Origin of the sequence: Streptomyces cyanogenus, assembly GCF_017526105.1 — a bacterium.
Classification (GTDB): domain Bacteria; phylum Actinomycetota; class Actinomycetes; order Streptomycetales; family Streptomycetaceae; genus Streptomyces; species Streptomyces cyanogenus.
In genome coordinates this window covers 4,067,485-4,087,916 of record NZ_CP071839.1, presented here as the reverse complement: position 1 = coordinate 4,087,916, position 20,432 = coordinate 4,067,485, and the positions used below count along the sequence as shown (strand labels likewise).

Genomic DNA, 20,432 nt, shown 5'->3' with positions numbered 1-20,432 from the left:
CCCGCACCTGTTGAGGAGTACCAAGGGATGACGCCCGGCGACAACGGCGCGAGCACGCCCGAGGACGACGACCCGTTCGGCTACCTGTACGCAGACGGCCAGGCCCGGGGAGCCCAGCCGCCGTCCGGCGGTTACGGCTACCCGAACTCGGTCAGCAGAGTGCGTACGGTCGGTGAGCGCTCCTACGGCGCACAGCAGGCGCCGTACGGCCAGCCGCCGCAGGCCACCTACGGGCAGGGCGTCCCCCAGCAGGGTGCCCCCGGCCAGCCGAACGCCCACTACCAGGCCCCCGAGACGCTGCCCGGCGGCGCCCCGGCCGGCCGCCGGACCGCGGCCCCCGCGCCCGGCCGCCGCGGCCCCAACACCAAGGGCCTGCTGATCGGCGCGATCGCGGTGGTCGCCGCGGTCGTCATCGGCATCGGCATCGCGATGATCAACGGCAACACGGACGACGACAAGTCCGGCAACCAGGCCGGCCCCGCCCCGACCCGGTCCCACAGCAGCAGCCCGAGCCCGTCGGGCAGCGGCTCGCCGACGCCGGGGGAGCTGCCGAAGACGGACGCGAACGCCCTCCAGCTGACCGGCGGAGCGACCAAGGCGACGGACGTACCGGGCGCGCAGGCGGCCGGCGGTGTCTACGTGACGGGCTTCAACCAGACCGGATCCTCGATCACCTGGACCGTCAACGGCATCCCCGAGGCCGGTAAATACAGCGTCTACATCGGGTACAGCGTTCCCGGCAAGGACGCCACCGCCACCCTCACGGTCAACGGCACGGCTTCCGACAGGCCCGTCGGACTGAAGAACTGGGCGAAGGGCCCGGAGGGCGACTACGAGAAGGGCTGGACGAAGACGTACAACTGGATCCAGCTCGACAAGGGAACGAACACCATCAAGCTCTCGTGCGAGCAGGGCAATCAGTGCGACGCTCTCATCGACCAGCTGTGGCTGGTCAAGGGCTGGGTCAACTCCAGCGGCTGAGCCGCCGCGGCTCTCATGCCGCTGCCACCGACACCCGCGTCAGGAGTTTCTCGTAGGCCGCGAGGTCGAAGTCGCCCGCTGTCGGGGACCGTACGGTGGCCGCCGACAGGGCGACCGCGCGGGCGAGGCGGTCCGGCCAGGGCAGTTGGTCCAGCAGGCCGGACAGCAGGCCGGCCACGGCCGAGTCACCGGCGCCGGTGGGGTTGCCGAGTTCGGGGGCCGGCGGGGCCGCGTGCCAGCGGCCCTCGGGGGTGACGGCGAGCAGGCCGTTCGCGCCGAGTGAGGCGACGACCGCGTGGGCGCCGCGCCGGCGGGCGTCCTGGGTGGCGCGCAACGGCTCGTGCGAGCCGGTGAGTTCGGCCAGTTCGTCGGCGTTCGGCTTGATGAGGTCCGGGCGGGCGGCGACCCCGCGGCGCAGCGGCTCACCGCTCGTGTCCAGCAGTACCGGGACACCGGCGGACCGGGCCGTGCGGACCAGGTTGGCGTACGCCCCCACCGGCACCCCCGGCGGCAGGCTGCCGCACAGTGCCACCGCCGAGGCACCGCCGAGCAGTTCCTCGTACCGGTCGAGGAAGGCGCCCCACTCGCCGGGCGTGATGTGCGGGCCCGGCTCGTTCAGCTGGGTGGTGTCACCGGTCAGCTCGTCCACGACCGCGATGGTGCGCCGGGTCGCCGCGGATATCGGCACCAGCGCGTCCACCGGCCCGGGCACGCCCGCGAGCGCCTTACGCAGCACCGCACCGGTCGGTCCGCCCGCGAACCCGGTGACCGTCACCTCGTGCCCGAGGGCGGCCAGCACCCGGGCCACGTTCACGCCCTTGCCGCCGGGCCGCTCGGCGACCTCGGAGACGCGGTGCGAGGTGTGCGGGCGCAGTGACCGTACGCGATAGGTGATGTCGAGAGCGGTGTTCAGCGTGACCGTGAGGATCACCCGGGCCGACCTCCCTCGAAGTCAATGCGCCTGTCTCGGTTTCCGGGGTCCCGATCATGCCAAAGAGACGGCGGCCGGCCCAGTGCGCGGGTCGGCCACCGTCCTGTCGACAGCGGTACGGATCAGGGCAGTTGGGGCACTACCACCCATTCACCCTGTCGCATCACGCCCTTCAGCTCGAAGTCCGCGTCCAGCAGGACCAGGTCGGCGTCCTTGCCGGGCTCCAGGGAGCCGATGCGGTCGGAGAGGCCGAGCAGGCGGGCCGGGTTGGCCGACAGGGCGGTCACGGTGTCCTCCACCGACAGCTTGTCGACGGTCACCGCCCGCCGGAACGCGCGGTCCAGGGTGAGCGTGGAGCCCGCGATCGAACCGCCCTCGACCAGCCGGGCCACGCCCTCGCTGACCTCGACCTCCAGCGGGCCGAGCATGTAGCGGCCGTCGCCGGTGCCGGCCGCGTCCATCGCGTCGGTGATGAACGCCACCCGGTCCGCGCCGGCGTGACGGAACGCCAGTTCCAGCGCGGCGGGGTGCAGGTGGACACCGTCGTTGATCAGCTCGACGGTGACCCGCTCGTCCTCCAGCAGGGCGGCGACCGGGCCGGGTGCGCGGTGGTTCAGGGCGGGCATGGCGTTGAAGAGGTGTGTGGCGACCGTGGCGCCCGCGTCGATCGCCTCGATCGTCTGCTCGTAGCCGGCGTCCGTGTGCCCGATCGCCGCGATGACGCCGTGCTCGGCGAGCAGCCGTACGGAGTCGATGCCGCCCGGCAGCTCGGTCGCGAGGGTGACCATCTTCGCCCTGCCGCGCGCCGCGTCGATCAGCTTGCGGACCTCGGCCGGGTCCGGGTCGCGCAACAGCCCCTCGGAGTGCGCGCCCTTGCGGCACGGGGAGATGAATGGCCCCTCGAAGTGGATGCCGGCGATCTCCCCCTGCTCGGCCAGCTCGCTCAGCAGGCCGGCCTGACGGACCAGCAGGTCCATCTCGTCGGTGACGGTGGAGGCGACGAGGGTGGTGGTGCCGTGGGCGCGGTGCGTGCGGACGGCGGTGAGGACGTCCTCGGCGCTGCCGGAGAAGGAGGCCCCGCCTCCGCCGTGGTTGTGGAGGTCGACGAAGCCGGGGACCAGCCAGTGGCCGGTGACGTCGATCACCTGGGCGCCGGCCGGAGGGGTGCCGGTGATGCGCGTGCCCTCGATCGCGAGCCGGCCGTTCTTCACCGTTCCGGTGGGGAGCACCACGTTCGCGCCGGTGAGCAGGTGCGGGCCGGTGGGGGTTGGCCGCGACCCGCGGCCGAGCCGCGTCTCGCCACCGCCCCGCGCCCCTGACGGCGCGCTGCCCGGGGCCGGAGTTTCCCGCTCGGTTGCCATCAGGTGCTTACCTCCGGAGTCGTTGAAGTGGCTGTCAGCAGGTCTTGGGCGAGCAGCCCCGCACCCAGGCAACCGGCCGTGTCGCCCAGCGCCGCCGGGACGATCGTGGGCAGTTTCTGGAAGGTGACCCGCCGCCGGACGGCGTCCCGCAGGGGTCGGAACAACACTTCCCCCGCCTCGGCCAGCCCGCCACCGATGATCAGCGTGCGGGGGTCCAGCAGGGTGAGGGCGGTGACCAGTCCGTCGGCGAGCGCGTCCACCGCCTCGTGCCAGACCCGGACGGCGTTCGGGTCGCCGGACACGACGGCCTCGGCGCAGTCCGCCGCGTCCGCCCCGGGGTCGCCGCAGGCCGCGGCCCAGGCCTCGCTGACGGCGGACGCGGAGGCGTACCGCTCCAGGCAACCGCGCTGCCCGCAGGGACAGGGTGTCCCGCCGGGCCGTACGACGACGTGGCCGATCTCGCCCGCGAAGCCGTGCGCGCCGGCCTCCACCCGCCCGTCGATGCCGATGGCGCCGGCGATCCCGGTGCCCAGCGGCACGAACAGGAACCGGTCCGCGCCCCGGCCCGCGCCGCGCCGGCCCTCGGCGAGGCCACCGGTGCGGACGTCGTGGCCGAGGGCGACGGGCACCCCGAGCCGCTCGGCGAGCAGGGCGCGCAGGGGGACGTCCCGCCAGCCCAGGTTGGCCGCGTAGACGGCGGTGCCGGCCTGCTCGTCGACGATGCCGGGGACCGCGATGCCGGCCGCCCCGGCCGCCTCGCCGAGGTGCGCGACGCCGTGGGCGTGCAGCTCGGCGGCGAAGTCGAGGATGCCCGCGAGCACGGCTTCGGGACCGCGCTCGCGGCCGGTGGCGCGGCGGGCGCGGTGCAGCAGTGCGCCGTCGTCGCCGACGAGGGCGGCCTTCATCCCGGTACCGCCCACGTCGAGGGCGATGACATGTCTCACCACGTGGCCTAGTGTGACTCCCCCACCCGGGAGAGGTCTAGTCCACTCACGTGGTGTAGACCTTATGTGTCCATATGTTGAACGGTGAGACAGCAGGGTTGGGGCTTTGAGGGTGCGTCGGCTTACGGCAGGAACGATCGCGGTGGTGTCCGCACTGGGCATGACGGCGGTTCTCGGCGGCTGCGGGAGTACGGGCTCCTCCGACGTCACCCTCAGACTCGTCGCCGCCGACTACGGCGACTCCGCCGCCAACAGCTCCAAGAAGTACTGGGACGCCCTGGCCGAGGAGTACGAGAAGCAGCACTCCGGGGTGAAGATCGAGGTCAGCGTCTACTCCTGGAACGACGTCGACCGCAAGGTCAAGGAGATGGTCGACGCCGGCCACGCCCCCGACCTGGCCCAGATCGGCGCCTACGCCGACTACGCCGCAGCGGACAAGCTCTACCCGGCCTCGGACCTGCTCTCCATCCGCACCCAGGCCGACTTCCTCTCCCCGCTCGCCGACGCCGGCGAGTGGAAGCACACGCAGTACGGCATCCCGTTCGCCGCGTCCACGCGCGTGCTCTTCTACAACAAGACCCTGTTCGCCAAGGCCAACCTCACGCCGCCCACCACCTGGGCCGAGCTGGCCGCCGACGCCAAGGCGCTCAAGGCGCAGGGCGTGAAGTACCCGTACGCGCTGCCGCTCGGGCCCGAGGAGGCCCAGGCCGAGACCATGCAGTGGCTGCTGAGCGGCGGCAACGGCTACACCGACGACGTCGGTACCTACACCATCGACTCCTCCGCGAACGTCGAGACGTTCACCTGGCTCAAGGACGAGCTGGTCGGCAAGGACCTGACCGGCCCGGTCGCGCCCGGCAAGCTCAACCGCGCGGACGCGTTCGCCGCGTTCGCCGACGGCCAGGTCGGCATGCTCAACGGCCACCCCACGCTGATCCAGCAGGCCGGGAAGAAGGGCGTGAAGTTCGGCATGGTGCCGATGCCGGGCCGCACCGGCAAGGCCAGGGCGTCCATGGGCGTCGCCGACTGGATGATGGCCTTCAAGCAGAACGGGCAAGCCGACCGGATCGGCGACTTCCTCGACTTCGTCTACAGCGAGAAGAACGTCCTGGACTTCTCCCGGAGGTACGGGCTGCTGCCGGTCACCGGGTCCGCCTCCAACGCCATGGCGGCGTCGGCCGCGCCCACCGACAAGGCCCTGCAGCCCTTCCTGGAGCAGCTGCCCACCTCCGAGCTGTACCCCGTCGGCAAGACCTCCTGGGCGGCGGTCAGCGCGGCCGTGAAGCAGAACATCGGCCAGGCCGTCGCCCCCGGCGGCAGCCCCGCCGCCGTCCTGACCCGCCTGCAGTCCACGGCCACCGCGGCCGACAGCAGCACCGCGAACTGAGCCCGGTGTCGGTGCCCGCCGCTACGGTGGCGGGCATGGAACTGGGCACCCGAGAGAAAGCCATCCTCGCCCTGGAGCGCCGCGCCTTCCCCGGCCCCGGCGCCAAGGAGCGAGCGATACGCGAGGAACTCGACCTCTCCCCGGTCCGCTACTACCAGCTCCTCAACGCCCTGCTGGACGACGAGCGGGCCCTGGCCCACGACCCGGTGACGGTCAACCGCCTGCGCCGGGTACGGGAGGCGCGCCGAGCGGAGCGCTGAACCGGTGGGGGTCACCCAGGCGTGAGGGCGGCCGGGGCCGGATACTGTCCCGGTATGGACCCTCTGCCCACCCCGCAGACCCAGCCCGGCCGGGACGGTCTCGCCGCCCTGCTGGCGCAGCCCCGCACCGCGCTGATCGGCCTGGACTTCGACGGCACGCTGGCCCCGATCGTCGCCGACCCCGAGCAGGCCCGCGCCCACCCCGACGCCGTACCCGCACTGGCCGCGCTCGCCCCGAAGGTGGCCTCCGTCGCCGTGGTCACCGGCCGCCCGCCCGAGGTCGCGGTCCGCTACGGCGGCTTCGCCGGCGTCCCCGGCCTGGAGCACCTCACCGTCCTCGGCCACTACGGCGCCGAACGCTGGGACGCGGCCACCGGCACGGTCACCGCCCCGCCCCCGCACCCCGGCGTGGCCGCCGTCCGCACCGAGCTGCCCCGCCTGCTGGAGCGCGCCGGCGCCGGCGAGGGCACGTGGATCGAGGAGAAGGGCCGGGCCCTCGCGGTGCACACCCGGCGCGCCGCCGACCCGCAGGCCACGTTCGAGTCCCTGCGCGGCCCCCTCGCCGACCTCGCCGGCCGGCACGGCCTGATCGTCGAACCCGGCCGTCTGGTCCTGGAACTGCGTCCCCCGGGCATGGACAAGGGCGTGGCCCTGCTGGACCACGCCCGCGCCATCGGCGCCGGATGCGTCGTCTACGCCGGCGACGACCTCGGCGACCTCCCCGCCTTCGCCGCCGTCGAGAAACTCCGCACCGACGGCACCCCCGGCCTGCTGGTCTGCAGCGGCAGCACCGAGGTCACCGAGCTGGCGGAACGCGCCGACCTGGTGGTGAACGGCCCGGAGGGGGTCGTCGGCCTCCTCCGGGCGCTCGCCGCTCAGCTCGGCTGATCGGTCAGCGCGTCCAGCTGGTCCAGGAACCACCGGGCCGGCGGCAGCGCGGTCGCGGCGGCGGCCAGCCGCTTCGAGCGTTCCGCCCGCTCCGCCTCCGGCAGGCTCAGCGCCTCGTGCAGGGCCCGGGCCGTGCCCGCGATGTCGTACGGGTTCACCACGAACGCGTCCTCGCCCAGCTCCTCGTACGCCCCGGCCTCCCGCGACAGCACCAGCGCGCAGCCCTGGTCGGAGACGACCGGGACCTCCTTGGCGACGAGGTTCATGCCGTCCCGGATGGGGTTCACGAGGGCCACGTCGGCCAGCCGGTACGCCGCCAGGGAGCGCGCGAAGTCGTCCTTCACGTGCAGCACGACCGGGGTCCACTGCGCCGTGCCGTACCGCTCGTTGATCTCCTCCGCGGCCTGCTGCACCTCGGCGGTGTACTCGCGGTACACCGCGAGGTCCTGCCGGGACGGGTAGGCGAACGCGAGGTGGACGACCTTCTCCCGCCACTCGGGGTGGTCCGCCAGCAGCTGCTCGTACGCCAGCAGCCCGCGCACGATGTTCTTGGACAGCTCGGTCCGGTCCACCCGGACGATCGTCTTCCGGCCCTCTCCGATCTCCGCCCGCAGCGCCGCCATCCGCTCGTCCACGTCCGGCTCGTGCGCCCGCTTGCGCAGGAAGTCCGCGTCCGCGCCCAGCCCGTGCACCCCGATCCGGGTGCCGGACGGGATACCGGGCCCGAGCACCGCGTGACAGCAGTCGGTGAACGCGTCCGCCCACCGCCGGGTGAGGAACGCCGCCCGGTCCGCGCCCAGGATGCCGCCGAGCAGCTCGGCGGCGATGTCGTCGGGCAGCAGCCGGAAGTAGTCCGGCGGCGCCCAGGGGGTGTGCGAGAAGTGACCGATGCGCAGGTCGGGACGGAGCTGGCGGAGCATGCGGGGGGCGAGGGCCAGGTGGTAGTCCTGGATCAGCACCGCCGCGCCCTCGGCCGCCTCCTCGGCCAGCGCCTCGGCGAACGCCCGGTTGTAGGCCTCGTACGACCCCCACTGCCGCCGGAACTCGGCGTCGAAGACCGGCTCCAGCGGGGTCTGGTACAGCATGTGGTGGACGAACCACAGCACCGAGTTGGCGATGCCGTTGTACGCCTCGGCGTGCACGCTCGCGTCGATGTCGAGCATCCGCACCCGCTGCCCGCCGGTCTCCTCGGCCGGCAGCAGGCCGCCGTCCGCGCGTCGCACCGCCGCCCGGTCGCCGTCGCCGAGCGCGGCGCACACCCAGACCGAGCCCGCGTCCGAGCCGATGGCGGACAGTCCCGACACCAGCCCGCCGCCGCCCCGTCTGGCGTGCAGCGAGCCGTCCTCGCCCACCTGGTAGGAGACCGGGCCGCGGTTCGACGCGACCAGCACCCGGGCCTTTTCAGCAGCAGCACGCGTGGAAGCCATACGCCTCAACCTAGCCCGGCCCGGAAACACTCAAACGTACGTTCCGCCCGGCGAGGGCGGGGCAGGCGGCCGTATACGGCGCTTCACGCCACCTTCCGTTCGGCGTACTCCGCGATCTCCACCATGGGCGGCCGTTCCTCGGTGTCCACCGAGTAGGTACGCGGCTCGAACCCGTCCTCGCCCCGCTCGAACTGGGTGAGCGCGGGCCGGACGAGATGCCCGCGCGCGAGCCGCAGCTGAGCCGTGCGGTAGATCGCCGCCGCCATCCGGCCCAGGGCCTGCCCGTCCTGGTGCCGGTGCTTGCGCACGCCCAGGTCGACCTGGGCCAGCGCGTCCAGGCCGACCAGGTGCAGCGCGTCGACCAGCATGCCCAGCTCCACGCCGTAGCCCACGGGGAACGGCAGCTGTTCCAGCAGGGAGCGGCGGGCCGCGTACTCGCCGCCCAGCGGCTGCACGAACCCGGCCAGCTGCGGCCAGTGCATGTTCAGCAGCGGGCGGGCCATGAGTTCGGTGACCCGGCCGCCCTGCCCGGCCGTGCCGCCGAGCGGACGGTCGTACATGCCCTTGACCAGGTCGACGTCCGGTTCGGTGAGCAGCGGGCCGACGGTCCCGGTGACGAAGTCGGAGGAGAACTCCTTCAGATCCGCGTCGACGAAGCAGACGATGTCGCCGCTGGTCACCAGCAGCGAGCGCCACAGCACCTCGCCCTTGCCGGGGACGGCGGGTATGCGCGGCAGGATGTCGTCGCGGTGGACGACCCGGGCGCCCGCGCGCGCGGCGACCTCGGAGGTGCGGTCGGTGGAGCCGGAGTCGACGACCACGATCTCGTCGACGAGCGGGACCTGGTCCACGAGGTCGTGCCGGATCACCGCGACGATCTCGCCGACCGTCTCCTCCTCGTTGAGAGCGGGCAGGACGACGCTGATCGTCCGGCCCGTGCGCTGTTTGGCGGCCAGGACCTGGTGCAGCGGTCGGTCGGCCACGGACCAGGAGCGGGTGCTCAGCCAGCGCTCGACTTCTTCCAGCACGGTCGGCGGCTCCTCACTGTCACGACCACACGTCACCGTGTGATCCATCTCGCGGTTCGGACGACTATCTCAACTGTCCTGGCCTTCGGTTACAGTCTTGAACAACGCCGATGACCATCGCATGTCGGGGGTCACGAGCGTCCACAACCGAATACCGCTCATCCAGAGGGGCAGAGGGACACGGCCCGATGAAGCCCCGGCAACCCTCCAGCCGGCTCTCGTCTTCGCAGCGAGGCTCCCGGCTAGGGAAGGTGCCAAATCCGTCTCACGGCGAGATGCGTCGTGAGGAAGATGAGGAGAAAGGGCCTCGCCTCCATGGCTGTGCAGACAGTTGCAACCTCCAGCGAAACCACCGTCGACCTCGGCCCCGCCGCCGCCCTGAGCTGTCGCGAGTGCGGTCACCGCGTCCCGCTCGGTCCGGTCTTCGCCTGTGAGGAGTGCTTCGGCCCGCTCGAGATCGCCTACGACTTCTCCGCCTACGACACCGAGGAACTGCGCCGGCGCATCGAGGCCGGCCCCGCGAACATCTGGCGGTACGCGCCGCTGCTGCCCGTCCCGGCGGACGTCGCCGGCAAGCCCAACCTCAACCCCGGCTGGACCGAGCTCGTCAAGGCCGACAACCTGGCGCGCGAACTGGGCGTGACCGGCGGTCTGTACGTGAAGGACGACTCCGGGAACCCGACCCACTCCTTCAAGGACCGGGTCGTCGCCCAGGCCCTGGAGGCCGCCCGCGCCTTCGGCTTCACCACGCTCTCCTGCTCCTCCACCGGCAACCTGGCCGGCGCCGTCGGCGCAGCCGCCGCCCGGGCCGGCTTCCGCTCCTGCGTGTTCATCCCGCACGACCTGGAGCAGGGCAAGGTCGTCATGGCCGCGGTCTACGGCGGCGAGCTCGTCGGCATCGAGGGCAACTACGACGACGTGAACCGCTTCTGCTCGGAGCTGATCGGCGACCCGGCCGGCGAGGGCTGGGGCTTCGTCAACGTCAACCTGCGGCCCTACTACGCGGAGGGCTCCAAGACCCTGGCGTACGAGATCTGCGAGCAGCTCGGCTGGCGGCTGCCCGACCAGATCGTGGTCCCGATCGCCTCCGGCTCCCAGCTCACGAAGATCGACAAGGGCCTGCAGGAGCTGATCAGGCTGGGGCTGGTCGAGGACCGGCCCTACAAGATCTTCGGCGCCCAGGCCGAGGGCTGCTCCCCGGTCTCCACCGCCTTCAAGGCCGGCCACGACGTGGTCCGTCCGCAGAAGCCGGACACCATCGCCAAGTCCCTGGCCATCGGCAACCCGGCCGACGGGCCGTACGTCCTGGACGTCGCGCGCCGCACCGGCGGTGCCGTGGAGGACGTGACGGACGAGCAGATCGTGGACGCGATCAAGCTGCTGGCGCGGACCGAGGGCATCTTCGCGGAGACGGCGGGCGGCGTGACCGTCGGCGTCACCCGCAAGCTGCTGGAGGCGGGGGTGCTGGACCCGGCGAAGACCACGGTCGTCCTCAACACCGGCGACGGCCTGAAGACCCTGGACGCGGTGGCCGGGACCGGCGTCACCGCCACCATCCGCCCGACCCTGGACTCCTTCCGAGAGGCTGGCCTCGCATGAGCGTGACCGTTCGCATCCCCACCATCCTGCGCACCTACACCGGTGGGCAGGCCGAGGTCGCCGCCGAGGGGGCGACGCTCGGCGAGGTCATCGCCGACCTGGAGAAGAACCACACCGGGATCGCGGCCCGGGTGCTGGACGACCAGGGGAAGCTGCGCCGGTTCGTCAACGTGTACGTCAACGACGACGACGTCCGGTTCGAGCAGGGCCTGGACACGGCGACCCCCGACGGTGCCGGTGTGTCCATCATCCCGGCGGTGGCCGGAGGCTGACCGGCCCGCCGGCCGGCTCTCCATTACCTTCGGTAACATCGGTTACCGATTGTTCATCGGATTGCCCCCTCCGTAAGAGAAACGGAGGGGGCAATTCTGCGTGATTGAGCGCGGTAGAGTTGGGGAACACGGTCTCGGCCCCCAGGTCGGCGGCCCTGTAATCATGCCGAGTGGCCCGACAAGAAGTAGCCAAAGTGTGCGGGTTCTCTGCGGCTTTTGTGGGGCCCGACTTGCCCTGAATCCAGGTGAATTCTCACCACTTTCCGGACCTCCCGCGTCCAGAATTCTCGTCCGATTGACCTGTTGCAGACGGCAGTTGGACAGATACATTCAGCCGCGGTCGACGCGTTCCGGCGCACGCCCCCGGCCAATGGGGGGTGAGGTCTGACCCGGGTCCGCGAAGTGTGGATCTGTGCAAGGGCCAGTAATAGGGGAGTTAGGCATGGCTCAGGGCACCGTCAAGTGGTTCAACGCGGAGAAGGGGTACGGCTTCATCGCGGTCGACGGTGGTGCGGACGTCTTCGTCCACTACAGCGCGATTCAGATGGACGGCTACCGCACCCTGGAAGAGGGCCAGCGGGTCGAGTTCGAGATCTCGCAGGGCCAGAAGGGCCCGCAGGCCGACATGGTTCGCGTCACCGCCTGAACGTTTCTTGTCCGAAGGGCCCGCACCTCGCAGAGGGTGCGGGCCCTTCGCCGTCCCCGGGTTCCACTGTTCGCGGGCGGCTGACGCGGGGCCCGTACCCGTGCAGGCGCTTGCACTCGACCATGCCGAGTGCTAATCATTGGCGTTAGCACTCTGAAGGTGAGAGTGACAGTGAAGGACCGGGTCGGTGAGGCCCGCGGGCCGGGTGGGGCAAGGAACCACGAGGCCGGCGAGCCGTCCGTCGCGGGCGCGGGCGCGGTCCGAAGGAATCACCCCCAGTCCTGGAGGGACCACTTCACATGGCCAAGATCATCGCGTTCGACGAGGAGGCGCGGCGCGGCCTCGAGCGCGGCATGAACCAGCTCGCGGACGCCGTGAAGGTGACGCTCGGCCCCAAGGGCCGCAACGTCGTCCTCGAGAAGAAGTGGGGCGCCCCCACGATCACCAACGATGGTGTCTCCATCGCCAAGGAGATCGAGCTCGAGGACCCGTACGAGAAGATCGGCGCCGAGCTGGTCAAGGAAGTCGCCAAGAAGACGGACGACGTCGCCGGTGACGGTACGACCACCGCGACCGTGCTCGCCCAGGCCCTGGTCAAGGAAGGCCTGCGCAACGTCGCCGCCGGTGCCAACCCGATGGCCCTGAAGCGCGGTATCGAGAAGGCCGTCGAGGCCGTCTCCGCCGCCCTGCTGGAGCAGGCGAAGGACGTCGAGACCAAGGAGCAGATCGCCTCCACCGCGTCCATCTCCGCCGCCGACACCCAGATCGGCGAGCTGATCGCCGAGGCGATGGACAAGGTCGGCAAGGAAGGCGTCATCACCGTCGAGGAGAGCAACACCTTCGGCCTGGAGCTCGAGCTCACCGAGGGCATGCGCTTCGACAAGGGCTACATCTCCGCCTACTTCGCGACCGACATGGAGCGCATGGAGGCGGTGCTGGAGGACCCGTACATCCTCATCGCCAACTCCAAGATCTCCTCGGTCAAGGACCTGCTCCCGCTCCTGGAGAAGGTCATGCAGTCGGGCAAGCCGCTGCTGATCATCGCCGAGGACGTCGAGGGCGAGGCCCTGTCGACCCTGGTCGTCAACAAGATCCGCGGCACCTTCAAGTCCGTCGCCGTCAAGGCCCCGGGCTTCGGCGACCGCCGCAAGGCCATGCTCGGCGACATCGCCATCCTCACCGGCGGCGAGGTCATCTCCGAGGAGGTCGGCCTCAAGCTGGAGAACGCGACCCTGGACCTCCTGGGCCGCGCCCGCAAGGTCGTCATCACCAAGGACGAGACCACCATCGTCGACGGTGCCGGCTCCTCCGAGCAGGTCAACGGCCGCGTCAACCAGATCCGCGCCGAGATCGAGAACAGCGACTCCGACTACGACCGCGAGAAGCTCCAGGAGCGCCTGGCGAAGCTCGCGGGCGGCGTGGCCGTCATCAAGGCCGGTGCCGCCACCGAGGTGGAGCTCAAGGAGCGCAAGCACCGCATCGAGGACGCCGTCCGCAACGCGAAGGCGGCCGTCGAGGAGGGCATCGTCGCCGGTGGTGGCGTGGCCCTGCTGCAGGCCTCCCAGGTCTTCGAGAAGCTGGAGCTGGAGGGTGACGAGGCGACCGGCGCCAACGCCGTGCGCATCGCGCTCGAGGCCCCGCTGAAGCAGATCGCCGTCAACGCCGGCCTCGAGGGCGGTGTCGTGGTGGAGAAGGTGCGCAACCTGACCCCGGGCCACGGCCTGAACGCCGCGACCGGCGAGTACGTCGACCTGGTCGCCGAGGGCATCATCGACCCGGCGAAGGTGACCCGTTCTGCCCTGCAGAACGCCGCCTCCATCGCCGCGCTGTTCCTCACCACCGAGGCCGTCATCGCCGACAAGCCGGAGAAGGCCGCCGCGCCGGCCGGCGGCGGCATGCCGGGCGGTGACATGGACTTCTGATCGACCTGACGGTTGATCGCCTGTCCTTCGGACCGAGGGCGGCACTCCCAGCTGGTGGCTGGGGGTGCCGCCCTCGGGCGTTTGCCGAAGGCTAGGTCCTCGGCGTGACCGCCACCGACAGCGTGTCGCCCGGCCTCAGCCTGTTGTAGAGCCATACGGCGTTCTTCGTGTCGAGGCCGATCCAGGCGCCGCGGGGGCCGCAGGCGAGTGAGCCGACGTAGAGGCTGGACCTGTCGGTGCCACGCAGCTCGACCACGTACGGTTCGGCCACCTTGCAGGCGGACTTGGTGAGTCCGTAGGCCGTGTCCCGTGTGAGGTCGAGTTTCGCGGCGACGGTCAGCAGGCCGGCGGAGGGGCGGGTCGGGTAGCCCGAGGTGATGCGCATGACCCGGCCGTCGACGGTCAGGACCCGCCTCTCGACGTCCACCGTGCCGGTGACCGGGGACGTGAGAGGGGTGGGGGTGGGCGTGGGCGTGGGGGACGCCGGGAGCCGGGGAGCGGTGGCCGCCGGGGCCTGGCGGTGGGCCGGAGTGCCGTCGCCCGGATTCAGCGCCAGTGCGAAGGCCGCCAGGGCGAGGGCCGCGGCGCCCGCGCCGAGGACGAGGGCCGTGCGACGGCGGCGGTTCCGGCGGACGGCGCGGCGGCGGATCCCGGGAGCGCCGAGGGCCGGCGGTCTCTCGTTCGCCGTCGCCAACTCGCGGAGTGCGGTGGTCAGGTCGTCCGGGACGAGGTCATCCGACACGGCCGCCCTCCTTCCGTACCGGCTCATCGGCCTCGTCCGTGCCCAGCTGCCTCGCCAGTGCCGCCCGGCCCCGGGACAGCCGGGCCTTGACCGTACCCACGGGCGCGCCGGTCTCGGAGGCTACCTGCTCGACACTCAAGTCGCACAGATGGTGCAGGACGATCGCCAACCGCTGCGCCTGGGGCAATTGGCGCAACGCTGCCACCAGGGCGGTGTGTTCGGGGCCGGGGCCGGGAGTCGACTCGGGCGGCGTGTGCCGTCGCATCAGTTCCAGCCAGCGCCTGGCGCGCCGCCAGCGGCTGACCGCCAGCCGTACGGCGACCGTGCGGATCCAGGCCTCGGGGGCGCTGTCGGCCAGGAAGGACTTCCGCCGGTCCCAGGCGCGCACGAACGCCTCCTGCACCACGTCCTGGGCCTCGCCGTGGTCTCCGGTGAAGGCGTAGAGCTGCCCGGTCAGGCGGGGGAAGGCCGCCGCGTAGAAAGCGTCGAACTCGTCCTCGGTCATGCCCTCCGCCGGAGTCTTGCCGCGTCTTGCTGAGTCTTACCGGGTCTCTCTGCTTTCTTTCTGTGTCTTGCGTTTCCCGTGCAACCCGCCTGTCCCGCCCGTGCGTACAGGTCCCGTGGGCCGCAGGCGCGGCGTACATCGAAACACACGTGACCGAAGGAGAAGACGATGCGGACGGGTGCCCGGATCCATGACGACTTCGCTGCCTGCGCGCGCGCCTGCTGGCCCCGGCTCCTCGTCACCGCGCGGTTGCTCACCGAGGACCTGCCCGAGGCGGAGGAACTGGCACGGAGGACGCTGGTACGGGTGTACGCGCGCTGGCGCCGCGTTCCGCGCAACGACGTCGACTTCCACGTACGGCGTCACCTCGTGCGGAGCCGGCTGCGGCGGCCGTGGCCGCTCGTGGGCCGTGCCGCCCGGCAGCGGGCCGTGCTGGTGCTGCGGTACGGCGAGGGGCTGCCGGACGCGCAGATCGGTCAGCTGCTCGGCATCTCCAAGGGCGCGGTGCGCCACGTCGCCAGGCGTGGGACGAAGGCGGCCGGGGGTGACGAACAGCGGTTGCGCGAGGCCTACGCCGCCGTGGCCGGTGACGTGGTTCCCGGCCCGCTCCCGCTGGACGCGGTGATCGCACGGGGGCGGGCGAGGCGGCGGCGCCGGGCCGCGGTGACCGCCGGTGCCTGCGCGGTGGTGCTGGTGGCCGGGGGCTCCCTCGCCGTCGGCCGGGTCGCCGGGAGCGGCCACGGTGAGTCGTCCGGTACGGCGGGCAGTCGGGTGGTGGGTTCCGTGCGGATCGTGGCGCCCGGGGAGCGGGTGCAGGCGGCGCCCGGCGTGGAGATGTGGCTGACCGCGGACGGCAGTCACTGGTCAACGCCGCAACAGGCCGATCGGTTCCGCGGGTTGGACGCCTACTCGCGCCACGAGCCGGGGGTGTCCCTGCAGGCGGAGCCGGTCGAGGGCAGGTACTTCCTGTCCGGCCTGTACTACGGCGTCACCGGGGACCCGGGACGCGTCGAGCTGAGCACCGGTCACCGTCAGGTCGCCGCCAAGGTACTCACCCTGGCGGGCAGCCCCGGCTGGGGGGTCTGGTACGCGACCACGTCGCTGTCCGCACAGGACACCAAGGCGCTCATCGTCGAGGGCATGGAGAAGACCCGGGGCGGTGAGGGCGTCAGGGTGTACGACGCCGCCGGCGCCGTCGTGGCACGGCTGCGGAGCGGGGGGTGGTCGGCATGACCCCGGAGCTCAAGGAGGAACCCAGGGAGAGGCCCGAGGAGAAGCCCAGGGAGGAACCGCGGAAGGCGCCCGAGAAGGCGCGCGCACGCGCGAGGTCGCGGCGCGTCCCGTTCCGCGTCCGTCTGCGCCGCAACCGGGGCCGTATCGCGCGTCACCTGCTGGGCGCCTTCCTTCTCCTGCTCGCCCTGCTGTGCGGGGCGGTCGTCGTCGCGTACAAGCTCACCGTCATTCCCGAGCCGCATCCGGACACGGTCGTCCAGAGCACCGTCTTCCTCGACGAGAAGGGCGCCTACCTGGGCCGCCGCGGTCCGGTCGACCGTCAGGAAGTGCCGCTGTCGCAGGTCCCGCGGTATGTGCAGAACGCGGTGATCGCCGCAGAGAACCGTTCCTTCCGGACCGACTCCGGCGTCTCCCCGAAGGCCCTCGTCCGTGCCGTCGCGGCGGCGCTGACCGGCGGCGAACGGCAGGGCGGCTCCACCATCACCCAGCAGTACGTCAAGAACGCGCTGCTCAGCCCCGAGCAGACCCTGTCACGCAAGGCGCGCGAGGCGCTGATCGCGGTCAAGCTGGACCGCACGCGCTCCAAGGACGAGATCCTGGAGGGCTACCTCAACACCGTGTACTTCGGCCGGGGCGCCGCCGGCATCCAGTCGGCCGCGCGCAACTACTTCGACGTCGACACCAGGAACCTCACGGTCTCCCAGGGTGCGGCCCTGGCCGCCATCATCAACCTCCCCTCCTACTACGAGAAGGCCGGCTCGGACCCGAAGGTCACGGCGACACTCCAGAAGCGCTGGGAGTGGGTGCTGGACGCCATGGCGTCGAGCGGGGACATCACGGCGAAGCAGCGCTCCGGGGCCCGCTTCCCGGCGTTCCGGTTCTATCCGCCGGGGGCGACCGACGGGCAGCGGCAGTACCTGATCGACGTCGCGGCGAAAGAGGCCGCCGACCGGCTCGGCATCAGCGAGGACCAACTGGCGCGCGGCGGCTACACCGTGCGCACCACCTTCGACCTCCCCCTGCAGGTCTCCACGGCGGAACTGGTCAAGGGGCGGACGGCAGGCAAGGGGGTACGGCTGCACACCGCCGTCGTGGGCATGGAGCCCGGCGACGGTGCGGTGCGGGTGCTGTACGGGGGGTCGGACTACGCCCGGCAACCCTTCAACGACGCGGTGAGCGGGGCGGTGGAGGCGGGTACGGTGATGACGCCGCTGGAGAGGATGCCGTTCGGGGCGCCGCTGACCGGGTTTGCGAAGACGGCCGCGCCCACTCCGCTGAGGCTCACGTCGGCGTACGCGGCGGTCGCGGCCGACGGCATGTACGCCGCGCCGTACACCGTCGCCCGCATCACCCGCGACGGCCGCACCGTCTACTCCGCGCATCCCGACCGCCACCGGGTCCTGCCCGGGCAGGCGGCCCGCGCGGCGGCCACGCCGGTACAGGCCGGTGCCGGGGCCACCCCGGTCGCAGGCCCTCCGGCGAGCCTGTTCACGGCGGGAGCGGGCGGCGGCATCACCCGTCGCACGGTGTGGACCGTCGCCTACGACGCCCGGCTCACCCTGACCGTCACCCTCTTCGCCGACAAGCCGGGCAGGAAGAAGGACACGACGGTGCCTGCGCAGCTGCCGACGGATCCCTCACCGACAGGGTTCACGGAACAGACGGCGACCCAGCTCTGGGGCCGCTTGAGGTGATCGGAGTGTGAGCGGCGCCACGCAATGGATTCCCGTGGGGCGGAATGTGGGGCAGCGCATAGGTGATTACTTAAGAAGCTGCAACAATGCGTGCTCACATACCGACCGGTTTAATCCGCCATCCACGAGGAGCCCCCACGTGACCGCCACGACGCCCGCCTCCCGAGCGGCCCAGATCCTGTCCCGCCCGATCGCGCTCAACGGTCTCACCGTTCCCAACCGGATCGTGATGGCGCCGATGACCCGCATGTTCTCCCCGGGCGGCGTCCCCGGCGAGGACGTCCGCTCGTACTACGCCCGCCGCGCCGCCGCCGGCGTCGGCCTCATCGTCACCGAGGGCACCTACGTCGGCCACGCGTCGGCCGGTCAGAGCGACCGCGTCCCGCGGTTCCACGGCGAGGAGCAGCTGGCGGGCTGGGCGAAGGTCGCCGAGGACGTGCACGCGGCCGGCGGCCGGATCGTCCCGCAGCTGTGGCACATCGGCATGGTCCGCAAGCAGGGTGACGCCCCCTACCCGGACGCTCCCGCCGTCGGCCCCTCCGGCCTGGAGACCGCCGGTGCCGAGCCCACCGGCAAGGCCATGACCCAGCAGGACGTGGACGACGTCATCGCCGCGTTCGCCGAGGCCGCTGCCGCCGCCGAGCGCATCGGCTTCGACGGCGTGGAGATCCACGGCGCGCACGGCTACCTGCTCGACCAGTTCCTGTGGTCCGGCACCAACCGTCGTACGGACGCCTACGGCGGCGACCTGGTGGCCCGCACCCAGTTCTCCGCCGAGATCGTGGCCGCCGTGCGCGCGGCGGTCTCGCCCGAGTTCCCGGTCATCTTCCGCTACTCGCAGTGGAAGCAGCAGGACTACACCGCCCGGCTCGCCGAGACCCCCGAGGAGCTGGAGGCCCTGCTCACCCCGCTCGCCGCGGCCGGTGTCGACGTCTTCCACGCCTCCACGCGCCGCTACTGGCTGCCCGAGTTCGACGGCTCCGACCTGAACCTGGCCGGCTGGACGAAGAAGCTCACCGGCAAGCCGGTCATCACCGTCGGTTCGGTCGGCCTCGACGGCGACTTCGTCAACGCGTTCAAGGGCGAGGGCTCCCCGGTCAAGAACATCGACAACCTCCTGGACCGCCTGGAGTCCGACGAGTTCGACCTGGTGGCCGTCGGCCGCGCGCTGCTCCAGGACCCGGAGTGGGCGGCCAAGGTGCTCGGCGACCGCTTCGACGAGCTGAAGCCGTACGACGCGGCGGCCGTGAAGACCCTGAGCTGACCGGCGCTCGGGCTCAGAGGTTGCCCAGGGGCTCGATGTCGACCCGTACCGGCGTCCCCCACACCCGCAGCACCTCGTAGTCGGTGAACTCGTGCACGAGCCGGTAGGCCATCGCGGGCCGCGACCCGCGCCGCTGGGCCGCGAGATAGGCCTCCGCCTCGTGCCGGTCCCGCCTCGGTGTGCCGCAGAGCTGCCACTCCTGCCCGTTCCACAGCTCGGGCAGCCACCGCTGCTGCGGCTGCGGCCGGTCGTCGCGCACGCCGTACCGGGACGGGGCGGTGCGGACCGGCTCGCCCGGCCGGGGCCTGCTGCCCTGGAACTCCGACCGGCGCGCGGCCCGGCGCCGGGTCTCGCACAGCAGGCACAGGTCGGGCGCGCTCTCGTCCACCGGGCCCTGCGGGTGCTCGGGGCACCGGGTGGCGGGCGCGCCCGTGGTGACGGTGTCGTCCAGCAGGTCGAGGGCGCGCCGCAGATCGTCCTTGATCTCGTGCAGCCGGGCGTCCGGCGTGTCGGCGGTCAGGGCCTCCCCGTGCTCCCCGAGCAGCCGAAGAGCCCGTCCTAGGGCGGTGAGCTGGGCGTGATTCATATCGGTGGGTGCCTCCTCGCCTCCATGGTGCCCCGGTCCGGAGACCGATGACGGCTCGGGGAGGACCGTGGTGGAGTGGGGGCCATGACGACGACCCCTGCGGCGCGCCTCGCCGACGCCCTGGGCCGCTTCAACGCCGCCCACCCCTGGGACCACAACGCCCACTACCATCCGTGGCTGGCACGGCAGTTGCCCCGCCGCTTCGGTGCCGCGCTGGACGTGGGGTGCGGCAGCGGTGACCTGGTACGGCTGCTCGCCCGGCGGGCCCGGGAGGTGCACGGGGTGGACGCCGACGCCGGAATCCTCGCCCGGGCACGGGGGCTGACGCCCGCCTCCGCTCCCGTCACCTACACCGTCGCCGACGCCTCCCGCGCGCTCCCCGCCGGTCCCTACGACGTCATCACCTGCGTCGCCGTGCTCCACCACCTCCCTCTCGCCGAGACCCTCACGCGGCTCCGGGACCGGCTCGCGCCCGGCGGGGCGCTGGTCGTCGTCGGCTGCGCGCGGGCGTCGGGCCTGCCGGACCACGCGCTCGGGCTGGTGTCCGTCCCGCTCAACCTGCTGGTGGGGTGGGTGAAGAACCGAGGCCGCCCGGCCTCGCGGCGGCCCACGTCCATGACGGCCCTCACCCGGGAACCACGGGAGACCTACGCCGAGATCTCCCGCACGGCCCGCCGGCTCCTGCCCGGCGCCCGGCTGCGGCGCCGGCTGTTCTGGCGGTACACGCTGGTGTGGCGGGCGCCCGCGGCCTGAGGCCGGTGC

20 protein-coding genes and 1 riboswitch are annotated in these 20,432 nt (G+C 72.0%); of the genes, 12 read left to right on the top strand and 8 right to left on the bottom strand.

What is annotated here, in order from left to right:
• Positions 1 to 27: 27 nt before the first annotated feature.
• The gene (locus tag S1361_RS18320; RefSeq protein ID WP_208032911.1) at positions 28 to 981 is read left to right on the top strand and encodes a CBM35 domain-containing protein; all 954 of its coding nucleotides are present in this window, start codon (positions 28 to 30) and stop codon (positions 979 to 981) included.
• Positions 982 to 994: 13 nt separating this feature from the next.
• Here S1361_RS18320 and S1361_RS18315 read toward each other — a convergent pair whose 3' ends face one another.
• The 3 genes from S1361_RS18315 to S1361_RS18305 form a co-directional block, all read right to left on the bottom strand.
• Positions 995 to 1,912, bottom strand: a complete 918-nt coding sequence (locus tag S1361_RS18315; RefSeq protein ID WP_208032910.1) for a 1-phosphofructokinase family hexose kinase — start codon at positions 1,910 to 1,912, stop codon at positions 995 to 997.
• A gap of 122 nt (positions 1,913 to 2,034) precedes the next feature.
• Positions 2,035 to 3,162 (bottom strand): N-acetylglucosamine-6-phosphate deacetylase, encoded by a 1,128-nt coding sequence (gene nagA, locus S1361_RS18310; protein ID WP_208036660.1) that lies wholly within the window; start codon positions 3,160 to 3,162, stop codon positions 2,035 to 2,037.
• A 110-nt stretch (positions 3,163 to 3,272) separates the two neighbouring features.
• Positions 3,273 to 4,217, bottom strand: a complete 945-nt coding sequence (locus S1361_RS18305; protein WP_208036659.1) for an ROK family protein — start codon at positions 4,215 to 4,217, stop codon at positions 3,273 to 3,275.
• A 160-nt stretch (positions 4,218 to 4,377) separates the two neighbouring features.
• Here S1361_RS18305 and S1361_RS18300 point away from each other — a divergent pair, with 160 nt between their 5' ends.
• The 3 genes from S1361_RS18300 to otsB are packed head-to-tail and all read left to right on the top strand — an operon-like array spanning position 4,378 to position 6,752.
• On the top strand, positions 4,378 to 5,604 hold the full coding sequence (locus S1361_RS18300) for an extracellular solute-binding protein (RefSeq protein WP_481906723.1): 1,227 nt from the start codon (positions 4,378 to 4,380) through the stop codon (positions 5,602 to 5,604).
• 35 nt (positions 5,605 to 5,639) lie between these two features.
• A complete protein-coding gene (locus S1361_RS18295) occupies positions 5,640 to 5,864 on the top strand; it encodes a DUF3263 domain-containing protein (protein WP_208032908.1) in 225 nt (74 codons plus the stop codon).
• Positions 5,865 to 5,918: 54 nt separating this feature from the next.
• Positions 5,919 to 6,752: a trehalose-phosphatase gene (gene otsB, locus S1361_RS18290; RefSeq protein WP_208032907.1), complete on the top strand. Its 834-nt coding sequence runs from the start codon at positions 5,919 to 5,921 to the stop codon at positions 6,750 to 6,752.
• Here the strand turns inward: otsB and S1361_RS18285 are convergent.
• Positions 6,740 to 8,179: an alpha,alpha-trehalose-phosphate synthase (UDP-forming) gene (locus S1361_RS18285; RefSeq protein ID WP_208032906.1), complete on the bottom strand. Its 1,440-nt coding sequence runs from the start codon at positions 8,177 to 8,179 to the stop codon at positions 6,740 to 6,742. The two genes, otsB and S1361_RS18285, sit on opposite strands and share 13 nt — an antisense overlap.
• Positions 8,180 to 8,262: 83 nt before the next feature.
• Positions 8,263 to 9,207, bottom strand: a complete 945-nt coding sequence (locus S1361_RS18280) for a glucosyl-3-phosphoglycerate synthase (RefSeq protein WP_208032905.1) — start codon at positions 9,205 to 9,207, stop codon at positions 8,263 to 8,265.
• Between the two features lie 155 nt (positions 9,208 to 9,362).
• A riboswitch (SAM riboswitch) is annotated at positions 9,363 to 9,505 on the top strand.
• Between the two features lie 17 nt (positions 9,506 to 9,522).
• Here S1361_RS18280 and thrC point away from each other — a divergent pair.
• From thrC to groL, 4 genes are all read left to right on the top strand, one after another.
• Positions 9,523 to 10,806 (top strand): threonine synthase, encoded by a 1,284-nt coding sequence (gene thrC / locus S1361_RS18275; RefSeq protein WP_208032904.1) that lies wholly within the window; start codon positions 9,523 to 9,525, stop codon positions 10,804 to 10,806.
• Entirely contained in the window at positions 10,803 to 11,078 is a 276-nt protein-coding gene (locus S1361_RS18270) for a ubiquitin-like small modifier protein 1 (RefSeq protein ID WP_208032903.1), read from the top strand. Before thrC ends, S1361_RS18270 begins: the two co-directional genes overlap by 4 nt.
• Positions 11,079 to 11,520: 442 nt before the next feature.
• Positions 11,521 to 11,724, top strand: coding sequence for a cold-shock protein (locus tag S1361_RS18265; RefSeq protein WP_004986573.1), 204 nt, complete (start codon positions 11,521 to 11,523; stop codon positions 11,722 to 11,724).
• Between the two features lie 299 nt (positions 11,725 to 12,023).
• Positions 12,024 to 13,646, top strand: a complete 1,623-nt coding sequence (gene groL, locus S1361_RS18260) for a chaperonin GroEL (RefSeq protein ID WP_014673417.1) — start codon at positions 12,024 to 12,026, stop codon at positions 13,644 to 13,646.
• A 91-nt stretch (positions 13,647 to 13,737) separates the two neighbouring features.
• On the opposite strand, the gene S1361_RS18255 is transcribed toward groL, so the two are convergent.
• The gene (locus tag S1361_RS18255; RefSeq protein WP_208032902.1) at positions 13,738 to 14,388 is read right to left on the bottom strand and encodes a hypothetical protein; all 651 of its coding nucleotides are present in this window, start codon (positions 14,386 to 14,388) and stop codon (positions 13,738 to 13,740) included.
• Positions 14,378 to 14,893 (bottom strand): SigE family RNA polymerase sigma factor, encoded by a 516-nt coding sequence (locus tag S1361_RS18250; protein ID WP_208032901.1) that lies wholly within the window; start codon positions 14,891 to 14,893, stop codon positions 14,378 to 14,380. Before S1361_RS18250 ends, S1361_RS18255 begins: the two co-directional genes overlap by 11 nt.
• Before the next feature lie 168 nt (positions 14,894 to 15,061).
• Here S1361_RS18250 and S1361_RS18245 point away from each other — a divergent pair, with 168 nt between their 5' ends.
• From S1361_RS18245 to S1361_RS18235, 3 genes are all read left to right on the top strand, one after another.
• The gene (locus S1361_RS18245; RefSeq protein WP_208032900.1) at positions 15,062 to 16,126 is read left to right on the top strand and encodes a sigma factor-like helix-turn-helix DNA-binding protein; all 1,065 of its coding nucleotides are present in this window, start codon (positions 15,062 to 15,064) and stop codon (positions 16,124 to 16,126) included.
• Positions 16,123 to 17,820 (top strand): transglycosylase domain-containing protein, encoded by a 1,698-nt coding sequence (locus S1361_RS18240; protein WP_208032899.1) that lies wholly within the window; start codon positions 16,123 to 16,125, stop codon positions 17,818 to 17,820. Before S1361_RS18245 ends, S1361_RS18240 begins: the two co-directional genes overlap by 4 nt.
• A gap of 139 nt (positions 17,821 to 17,959) precedes the next feature.
• Entirely contained in the window at positions 17,960 to 19,084 is a 1,125-nt protein-coding gene (locus S1361_RS18235) for an NADH:flavin oxidoreductase (RefSeq protein WP_208032898.1), read from the top strand.
• Between the two features lie 13 nt (positions 19,085 to 19,097).
• On the opposite strand, the gene S1361_RS18230 is transcribed toward S1361_RS18235, so the two are convergent.
• A complete protein-coding gene (locus S1361_RS18230) occupies positions 19,098 to 19,670 on the bottom strand; it encodes a hypothetical protein (RefSeq protein WP_208032897.1) in 573 nt (190 codons plus the stop codon).
• Between the two features lie 84 nt (positions 19,671 to 19,754).
• On the opposite strand from S1361_RS18230, the gene S1361_RS18225 reads away from it, so the two are divergent.
• On the top strand, positions 19,755 to 20,423 hold the full coding sequence (locus S1361_RS18225; protein WP_208032896.1) for a class I SAM-dependent methyltransferase: 669 nt from the start codon (positions 19,755 to 19,757) through the stop codon (positions 20,421 to 20,423).
• The last annotated feature ends 9 nt before the right edge of the window (positions 20,424 to 20,432 follow it).